General features: G+C 43.7%; 10 protein-coding genes and 1 tRNA gene. 5 read left to right on the top strand and 6 right to left on the bottom strand.

The window, feature by feature from the left end:
• Nucleotides 1–89 precede the first annotated feature (89 nt).
• On the top strand, nt 90–1,187 hold the full coding sequence (locus tag VK541_RS05785) for a family 20 glycosylhydrolase (RefSeq protein ID WP_324367829.1): 1,098 nt from the start codon (nt 90–92) through the stop codon (nt 1,185–1,187).
• Between the two features lie 18 nt (nt 1,188–1,205).
• Nucleotides 1,206–2,228, top strand: a complete 1,023-nt coding sequence (locus tag VK541_RS05780) for a glycoside hydrolase family 18 protein (RefSeq protein ID WP_324367827.1) — start codon at nt 1,206–1,208, stop codon at nt 2,226–2,228.
• A 6-nt stretch (nt 2,229–2,234) separates the two neighbouring features.
• Here the strand turns inward: VK541_RS05780 and lspA are convergent, their stop codons facing one another.
• Nucleotides 2,235–2,747: a signal peptidase II gene (gene lspA, locus VK541_RS05775; RefSeq protein WP_324367825.1), complete on the bottom strand. Its 513-nt coding sequence runs from the start codon at nt 2,745–2,747 to the stop codon at nt 2,235–2,237.
• Nucleotides 2,748–2,799: 52 nt separating this feature from the next.
• Between lspA and rpiA the strand changes: the two genes are divergently transcribed.
• On the top strand, nt 2,800–3,492 hold the full coding sequence (gene rpiA, locus VK541_RS05770; protein ID WP_324367823.1) for a ribose 5-phosphate isomerase A: 693 nt from the start codon (nt 2,800–2,802) through the stop codon (nt 3,490–3,492).
• Between the two features lie 19 nt (nt 3,493–3,511).
• On the opposite strand, the gene VK541_RS05765 is transcribed toward rpiA, so the two are convergent.
• Nucleotides 3,512–4,432 (bottom strand): glycosyltransferase family A protein, encoded by a 921-nt coding sequence (locus VK541_RS05765; protein ID WP_324367821.1) that lies wholly within the window; start codon nt 4,430–4,432, stop codon nt 3,512–3,514.
• A gap of 103 nt (nt 4,433–4,535) precedes the next feature.
• Nucleotides 4,536–4,609 (bottom strand) — tRNA-Arg (locus tag VK541_RS05760).
• Nucleotides 4,610–4,746: 137 nt separating this feature from the next.
• Here VK541_RS05760 and VK541_RS05755 point away from each other — a divergent pair.
• On the top strand, nt 4,747–5,220 hold the full coding sequence (locus tag VK541_RS05755) for a YciI family protein (RefSeq protein ID WP_324367819.1): 474 nt from the start codon (nt 4,747–4,749) through the stop codon (nt 5,218–5,220).
• Between the two features lies 1 nt (nt 5,221).
• Here the strand turns inward: VK541_RS05755 and VK541_RS05750 are convergent, their stop codons facing one another.
• Nucleotides 5,222–6,592 carry an exonuclease domain-containing protein gene (locus tag VK541_RS05750; protein ID WP_324367817.1) on the bottom strand — a complete coding sequence of 457 codons (1,371 nt, stop codon included), beginning with the start codon at nt 6,590–6,592 and terminating at the stop codon, nt 5,222–5,224.
• A gap of 164 nt (nt 6,593–6,756) precedes the next feature.
• On the opposite strand from VK541_RS05750, the gene VK541_RS05745 reads away from it, so the two are divergent.
• Complete coding sequence (locus VK541_RS05745) at nt 6,757–7,116, top strand: response regulator (protein ID WP_324367815.1); 360 nt, start codon at nt 6,757–6,759, stop codon at nt 7,114–7,116.
• 54 nt (nt 7,117–7,170) lie between these two features.
• Here the strand turns inward: VK541_RS05745 and VK541_RS05740 are convergent, their stop codons facing one another.
• Entirely contained in the window at nt 7,171–7,572 is a 402-nt protein-coding gene (locus VK541_RS05740; protein ID WP_324367813.1) for an OsmC family protein, read from the bottom strand.
• Nucleotides 7,573–7,621: 49 nt separating this feature from the next.
• Complete coding sequence (locus VK541_RS05735) at nt 7,622–8,893, bottom strand: nucleoside recognition domain-containing protein (protein ID WP_324367811.1); 1,272 nt, start codon at nt 8,891–8,893, stop codon at nt 7,622–7,624.
• Nucleotides 8,894–9,119 lie beyond the last annotated feature (226 nt).

Below are 9,119 nucleotides of genomic sequence, written 5' to 3'. Positions count from 1 at the left end.
GGGTGGGCAGCCGTCATGATCGGCTTCTCTATCCTGCTCTCAAAAATTAATATCAGGTTAAAGCTTTAACTGTCAAAAGAACATACACGATGAAGAAAATAATTGCAATACTGATCTGGATACTAAGCAGCGCCTCATTTGTTTTCGCACAGGATGTATTTCCTATACGTGGTTTTTGTATCGCTGCCCCTGCGGCGCCTGAGCTTGATACTTTTGTCAAATTTATCGACGAAGAGCTTGCGCCCCGCAAGGTCAATACATTGGTGCTCCGGGTTGATTTTAATTTTCAGTTTAAAAGTCATCCCGAATTAAGTGAAAAAGAAGGGCTGTCTAAAAAGGACGTAAAAAAGTTGGTTGCAATTTGTAAAAAGCACAGCATCCGTTTAATTCCGCAGATCAATTTGCTCGGCCATCAGTCCTGGGCCGGCAAAACAGGTAACCTGCTCAAGGTTTATCCGGAGCTGGATGAAACACCCCATGTAAAGATGCCTGAAAAATATGAATGGCCGAACGCGGACGGTTTGTACTGTAAAAGTTATTGCCCATTGCATCCGAATGTTCACGGCATCGTATTTCCTCTTGTAGATGAAATTTGCGATGCTTTTGAAGCAGATGCCTTTCATGCGGGAATGGACGAAGTGTTTTACATTGGCGATGATAAATGTCCGCGATGTGCGGGCCGCGATAAGGCAGAATTGTTTGCAAACGAAGTCAATAAGATCAGTAACCACCTTGCGTTAAAAAACAGGCAGCTCTGGATCTGGGGCGATCGTCTGCTGGACGGTAAAACAACCGGCATAGGTGCCTGGGAAGCAAGTATGAATAATACACATCGTGCGGTAGATCTCATCAATAAGAATGTGATGATCTGCGACTGGCATTATGACCGGCCAGACCAGACAGCAGTATATTTTGCCATGAAAGGATTTTCTGTAATTACCTGCCCATGGAAAAAACCAGATAATGCAATAGCACAGGCAAAGGACCTGCTCAATTCAAGAAAACAGGCTACAAAAGAATTGAAGCCCCGCTATCAGGGAATGATACAAACCATCTGGTCAGGAGCCAGTTCATTCCTGGATGAGTTCTATGGGAAAAAGCCGGCCGGACCAGAAAGCGAATCGGCTTGTTTCAAAGCACTTTTTGCAGAAATAAACAGCACAGCCACTAACACCACAAACAAATAGATTGAAAAAATTAATGCCATGATAAAATTTACCAAATCCCTGTTATTGATGTCATTAATAGTGATGTCTGTTTTTTCACAGAATAAAATTAAAAACACAGCAGCAGGTTCAAAGAAAGTAATCGTAGCTTATGTTACTTCCTGGACCAAAGTTATGCCAGACCCGAGTTATGTCACGCACATCAACTACGCCTTCGGGCATGTGAACAATACTTTCGATGGCATCCGTATTGACAATGAAAATCGCCTTAAAAGCCTGACAGGTCTAAAAAAGAATGCACCACAGCTAAAGATCATGCTGTCAGTTGGCGGTTGGGGCAGCGGCAGGTTTAGTGAAATGGCGGCCACAGCTGAAAACAGAAAGAAATTTGCAGAAGATTGTCTGCGTGTGGTCAATGAGTTCAAACTGGATGGCATCGACATCGACTGGGAGTATCCGACCAGCAATGCTGCTAAAATATCGTCCTCTCCGGATGATACTCAAAACTATACGCTGCTCATGCAGGAAATCAGAAACAAGATCAGCAAATCAAAATTGCTGACCCTGGCTTCGGTCGCAGATGCAAAATATATCGATTTCAAAGCCATTGAGCCTGCAGTTGATTTTGTAAACATCATGACTTATGACATGGGCCGCCCGCCATATCATCATGCGGGGCTTTACCGTTCCAAATATACCAGTGGTATTAGTGTAGATGAAGCTGTAACTGCCCATTTGAATGCAGGTATGCCATTGGGCAAACTTGTATTGGGAATTCCTTTTTACGGACATGGCAAGGATGGTATTGCAGATTTTATTGACTACAGGGAAATTGTGAACCTGACCCGATTTAAAAAACAGTGGGATGAAGAGGCCAAAGTACCTTTTCTGGAAAACGACAAAGGCGAATTTGTCTGTACTTACGAAACCCCGGAATCCATAGCCATCAAATGCACTTATCTGCTGAACCGTGGTATGCTGGGCGCAATGTATTGGGAATACAGTGGGGACACAGATGATGGAATATTGAGGAAAGCCGTATTTTCAGGAGTAAATAAGTAACCCCTTTTATTGCTCTGCAGGAATAGGTGCGGCCTTTTTATAATAAAGACTGATCAGGATCAATAATGCCCCCAAAGAAATGGAGAGGTCTGCCAGGTTAAATACCCCCGTTTGGAAGATTACGAAATCAAGATGCAGGAAATCAGTTACAGACCCAAAAACCATCCTGTCGTAAAGATTACCCAGACCACCACCGATGATGCAACTGATGCCAATCATCAGCAAGCGGTTTAAATTGCGTTTAACCATCAGATAATATAGCGCATAACCTAAGATAAATAAGGGCAGCAAACTAAGGAAAACAAACTTCACCGGGAGGGGCAGTGACTCTCCTGAGCTTAGAAAAGCTCCGGTATTCTCTACTTTGAGTATCGTGAAGTGATTTTTGATCACCGGGATCTGTTCATCATAATCTACGTGTTCCCTGACTACGATCTTGGTCAACTGATCACAGCCAATGTTAAATAAGATCAGCAGCAGAATCAGGATCCTGGCAAATGGCTGTTTTAGTTTCATCATAGAAATTTATGTTTTACAAGATAGGTAAAAATTAATTTTTTAAATTGCCGCCATGGCCGATTATAAAAAAGAAGCAGCTAAAGCAGCACTGGGATTTATCAGACAAGGACATACGATTGGTCTGGGGGCCGGGTCCACTGTAGTACACCTGGCAGACCTGATAAAACAAAACAGGGATCTCGCAGAAACAGTTACTTTCGTTTCTTCCTCTTTTAAGACCAATAATTACCTCGTCGAAAACAAATTGAAAGTACAGTCTGCTTTGCTGATTAACAAGCTGGACTGCTATTTTGATGGCTGCGACCAGTTTGACTCACAATTGAATGCCCTAAAAAGCGGTGGAGGTATTCACACCGCAGAAAAGATCCTGGCTGCGATGGCCAAAGATTTTGTTTTGATGGGAGACGAAGGAAAGTTCGTGCCTAAGCTTAATGCGGCTTATCCATTGGTGATTGAAATCCTGCCGCTTGCTTTACAAATGATACTGAATCGTCTGGCTACGGAATTCCCGGGTGCGGAAGTAAAATTTAGAATGAGCAATCAAAAAGACGGGGCCTTGATTTCTGAAAACGGAAACTTTCTTGCAGATATCCATTTTGCTGAACTTCCTGATCTGCAGGATTTAAACATCCGTGTAAAGATGATCCCGGGTATAGTAGAACACTCCCTGTTTTATAAAATGGCTACCAAAGCCATAATAGCCGGTGAAAATGGCGTAAGGATCATTGAGGCACCGGTCCGGTAATTTCCTCAGAGGCGGTCACTTAGGTTTTCCTGATCAGGGATTTTAACGATTTGAAAGATCTCGACAACCAGCTTTTCGGCAGGAGGTTTGCGTGAGACGGCAGAGTTCTTAAAAAATCTGCAAATGCATGATAAGCTTCTGCATCGGGAAGTACATCAGTTACGATATTTAATGAAGACTGAGACAGCAACACATCGAAATGACGGGTGTCTCCGCAATGGCTTCCGCTGGCATCATGCCCGATGTTGTGCACCAGGGACTGGCCCGGATAAAGCGTCAGTTTTTTTTCCAGGAATGCAGAAGCATACCATCTGATATCCCAGCATTTAGTCCTCCCTTCAGCCTGATCCCTCAGCGCCTGTACATAAGGATAAGTGTTGTCGAAATTAAATTCTGATTCGAGTTTTTGTTCGACTATCCTGCTCAATAATTTAGTGCCATCGCGCTCAAACAGGCTCCATCTGTTTTTCCACGTCGCCCATCCCCAGCAGTCCGCTCCCTTCAAAAAGAAAACCTCTTTTAGTTTTTGCGGAATGGGATAGGTGTATGCATGTATAGAGGCTACTTCTTCCCGGTCCTGATAAAAATTCAATGCATCATTCATGTACTGCAGAAACCAGGGTGAGGTAACCAGGTCATCCTCCAGAACAATGGCCTTTCCCCGGGTATTGAGGACATCCGTTACGCCGCTGATGATATTTTCGTCGACTCCAAGATTGGTTTCACGTAAACAGATGTGGACACTTTTAAAGCCGGAAATCGTAGGTAAATAATCTCTGACCAGATCAACTCCGGTCAGCGCAGCCTCGTCCTTTGCCGCGTCAGCATAGATATAAAGCTCAGTTTCCTTCGATAAAGTGTTTTGGTGCAAAGATTCTATCACTTTTTTTGTGTGTTCCGGACGGTTATGTACAAAGAGAATAATCGGAGCGTGGTTCATTATCTATTGTGATTTGTAAGTCGTTGCACATCTGTCAGGACCTTATCACAACATGTGATAAAAAAAACCGGAAACAAGTCGTTGAACTCTGATTCCGGTTTAGTACCCTGGAAGGGACTCGAACCCCTGACCCTCGGTTTAGAAAACCGACGCTCTATCCAGCTGAGCTACCAAGGCATGTCCCTTATGGAGCGGCAAAGATATAAAAACACATGAATAAGCACAAATCTAATTTGAAGATTTTATTATTGAAATATTCACCTTAACGCCGGACAATGCCTATTTTTAAATTATCTGATTAAAGTACCGTTACCATGAAAAAGACAATCACTTTTGCAAGCGCACTTATATTCTGTATTGCAGGTATATCTGTAAGATCAATTGCGCAGAATGCCAATAAGAATTATGATGAGAAGCTGGCCAGGGAATTAAAGGCCGATGACTATGGAATGAAAAAATACGTACTTGTCATATTGAAATCAGGAGCGCTAACGGGTTTGCCCAAGAGCGCACAAGACAGTGTTTTTAAAGGACACATGGCCAATATCAACAAGCTGGCAGCAGAGGGCAAACTGATAGTAGCCGGTCCATTGGGCAAAAACGATAAAAACTACAGGGGAATCTTCATATTTGATGTGGATAATGTGGAAGCTGCAAAGCTATTGGTCGCTACCGATCCGGTGATAAAAAGTCAGATCATGGATGCCGAATATTATCCATGGTACGGATCAGCCGCACTAAAAGAAACCCTGAAGATCCACAGTAAAATAGAAAAGATCAGCCACTAGCTCAGATTGCTATCTTCTTTTGAGGGAAAGCTTCGGCATGAGAAATGATCATGTTCAGAATATAATCATTGGAAGGGTAGGCCTGCAGTGCGGATTTTAACATAGCCGGTTCTGTGATATCGGCATGATGTGATATATAACCCATGCCATAAAACTTGCCCTGCTCGACCAGCAGACAACTGTGCTCGTCCTCGTTCCTGCCATGATCTATGAGTGCAAAAGAAGGCAGCATGGCTTTCAGCTGCTCTGTTGCATATTTTACCCTTACATTATAAGCGGCAGCCGATTCTTTTCCGGCACAGGCCCCGGCACAGTTTCCTTCAGCGTGGGCAGTACAGGCCGCTCTTCCACGCTGGATACAGCACAGCTTTTCGCAGAGTAAATGTTCTCTGATCAGAATTCTCAACAGGTTATGACCTTCCAGCAATGTATTGAAACTAAAAAGCGCGGGGACGTCCTTTTTATATTTATCGATACCAAGCCTTGTATAACCCTTTTGGTCTTCAAACGCATATAAGCCATACTTTTGTTCAAAACGCTTCATAGCGCGGTTATTTTCAGGCCAGAGGCGTTTAATTTCCGTGGCCTCCAGTATAAAAGCCATCAGCTCCGTACCGCATACTTCAAAATCTATATTGTGGATGTCTTTCAAAAAGTTCTGCCTTTGCCGGCTGGTATTGTTGCCGGTAAAATGAGAACAGACCCGTTTTTTCAGACTTTTGGCTTTGCCCACGTAAATGACCTTACCTTTTTGATCTTTGAAATAGTATACACCGGGGCTTAAAGGCAGCTTGTCTACTTCAGAACGATGCAGGTTGGGCGGCAGTGCCTGTTCCTTGGCTCCACGGCTCAAAGTTTGCAGGATCAGCCCCTCCGTATCTGCCTGAAATAACATTTCCAGCAAGACTGCGGTTGCTTCAGCATCACCACCGGCCCGGTGCCTGTTGTTGATTTCAATATCCAAAGCTTTACACAATTTTCCCAAACTATAAGAAGCATGTCCAGGCAGCAATTTGCGGCTCATCCTTACCGTACATAGTTTCTTACAAAGCAGCTGATAACCCGATAAGGCCAGCTGATGCCGGACAAAAGAAAAGTCAAAGTTCACATTGTGCGCCACAAAGATCTTGTCATGCAGCAGGCCGTAGATCTTCTCTGCCACTTCTTCAAACAGGGGCGCATCGGCTACCATCGCATTGCTGATTCCAGTCAGCGCTTCAATATAGGCAGGTATTTCCTGTTGTGGGTTGATCAGCGTATCATATCTGTCTACCACGGATGACCCGTCATGTACCAGTATCGAAATCTCTGTAATTCCGTTTCCGGCGGCAAATCCCCCTGTGGTTTCAATATCGACTACTGCGTAAAACATGCTTCCTTTCCAATGGTAAGTGAATTGTAAATGTGCTAATTATTTTAGTAAAATATGCAAATTAATGTCATTAATTTAAAATATTTGGCCTGATTTAAGGTTAAATAGAAACTGTGGCATATAAATGGCTCAGCTATATGCAATAGCATACAAGATTTAATACTATGAAAATTTTAGCAGTGGATGATGATAAGGATATAGTCGAAGTTATAAAGATTATATTGGAGGATGAGGGGTATGAAGTATCCACCTTAACCAGCGGCATTGATGTGCTCAAAGTGATCGCATCAATAAGACCGGATTTAATTTTATTGGATGTCATGCTCGGCGGAATGGACGGGAGAGATATCTGCAGGCAGATAAAAACCCATAAATTGTTTAAGAACATTCCCGTGGTGATGATTTCCGCAAGCCATAATCTGCAGAATTTGCTGAAGAAGCCAGGTTCTCCTAATGACTTTATTTCCAAGCCATTTGACATTGACCGTTTGGTCAAAACAGTAAAAGCACAATTTGCGGCTTAATTCAGCTGTACTGATAAATATAAAATAGTACTGAATTCTATAGACAACTAATTTTTAAGAAGTTAGTATAGTAATAGGATTGCTGAGTATTTTATGTATCGGGCATTTGTCCGCAATCTGCATTAGCCTTTCGCGCTGTGCATCGTCCAGCTCACCTGTAAGTTCTATCTTCCTGGTTATCGTTGTAGACTTACTCATTTCCTCTTCTTTACAGATCGCCAGTTCTATTTTAATGGCATCGAGCGCTATGTTTTTGCGGTCGGCATACATTCTCATCGTTATAGCAGTACAGCTTCCCAGGCCGGCCAGTAAAAGCGCACCCGGGCTTATGCCTTCATCGGTTCCGCCCAGATCTTCAGGCTCGTCAGCATAAATAAAATGACCACCTGCATATACTTTAGTTTTGTAACGTGATTTGTCCAGTTCTGTAACTGCTGTAATCTGGTTAGTTGGCATATCTTCGTGTAATTAGATAATGGTTATAAATCGGCAGGCAATCAGAACTTTATCCAAAAAACAGATAGCAAAGCCCTATTGCCGTACATATCCCTACCAGATCGGCAAGCAGCATCGCACCAATCGCATACCTTGTGTTCTTAATGTTCACCGCGCCAAAATACACGGCAACCACATAAAAAGTAGTGTCCGATGATCCCTGTAGTATGCTGGACAGCCTTCCCGCAAATGAATCTGCTCCATGAGTAGTAATGGTGTCTACCATCATTCCCCTTGCACCTCCGCCGCTGAGTGGTCTGATCAGGGCCGTAGGTATGCCGTCAATAAACCTGGAATCGGCACCCAAAGCCGTACATACAGCCTTCAATCCGTTAATGATGATGTCGAATGTACCGCTTGTCCTCAGCAGGCTTATGGCGATCAGCATCCCTACCAGGTAAGGAATGATCTTTATTGCAGTTTCAAAACCGCCCTTAGCACCCTCTATAAATGAATCAAAAATATCTATTTTTTTATACAGGCCGCCGCATATGATCGCCAGAAAGATGAACAGAATCAAGCCATTGCTTAAAATCCCTGAGAAAGACTGCAGTTCCTTCGTGTTCAGTGTATAAAGGTACAGTACCAGTGCGGCGATTATAGCCGATATGCTTAAGATCCAGACTAAAATGGCGGGCTGAAGCAGGCTGATCTTTTGTTTAAAAGAAACAATAAACATCGCCGCCATGGTGGCCGCAAAAGTGGCGATCATGCAAGGTATAAATATCTCTGTGGGATTGGCAGAATTCAAAGAAGCCCTTATGGCTATGATACTCACCGGGATTAAGGCGAGACCCGAGGCATGCAGGCAAAGGAACATGATCTGTGCATTTGAAGCTACATCTTTGCTGGGGTTCAGTTCCTGCAGGCTCTCCATGGCTTTTAAACCGAAGGGCGTTGCTGCGTTGTCCAGGCCCAGCAGGTTGGCAGAAAAATTCATGACCATGTGGCCGGTAGCGGGATGGCCTTTAGGGACATCGGGAAACAGTTTGGAAAAGAAAGGAGCTATTATCCTTGACAACAATCTGATGCCGCCGGCTCTTTCCGCGATGCTCATAAAGCCCATGAACAAGGCCATGATACCGATCAGCTTCAGACAGATGTTTACTGCTGTCCAGCAAGTTTCTATCATGCCATCGAGTTTCAATGGATTTAAGGGGTCATCCGCCTTCCCGATCACCATCCAGTTGAAAATGTCAGTTTGACCAAAGAAGATGCACTTTATACTGGCCACTACGATTGCAACAATGATGAAGGCCGACCAGATCCTGCTTAATGCCATTTTTTGGTTTTAGTTTTTTAAAGTGGTTAATTTAGCATTTTTAAAGTACAATCCGTTACGGCTTTTCATCGGTCAGCTCAAATCCCCATGTTTTGCCTTTCTCTGTAGCCGGGATTCCGCCGACCATCCATACCGGCGCTTTGGCACCCTTCAGGTAATAATCAAAAAACTGCTGTTCCCGGATCTGTATGTCTTTTCTGTTCTGGCGCTGCACCAGGTTATGTGC

The sequence above is a fragment of the Pedobacter sp. genome (genome assembly GCF_035317785.1).
In the GTDB taxonomy this organism is placed as follows: Bacteria; Bacteroidota; Bacteroidia; order Sphingobacteriales; family Sphingobacteriaceae; genus Pedobacter.
This window is presented reverse-complemented; position numbering and strand designations above follow the sequence as displayed.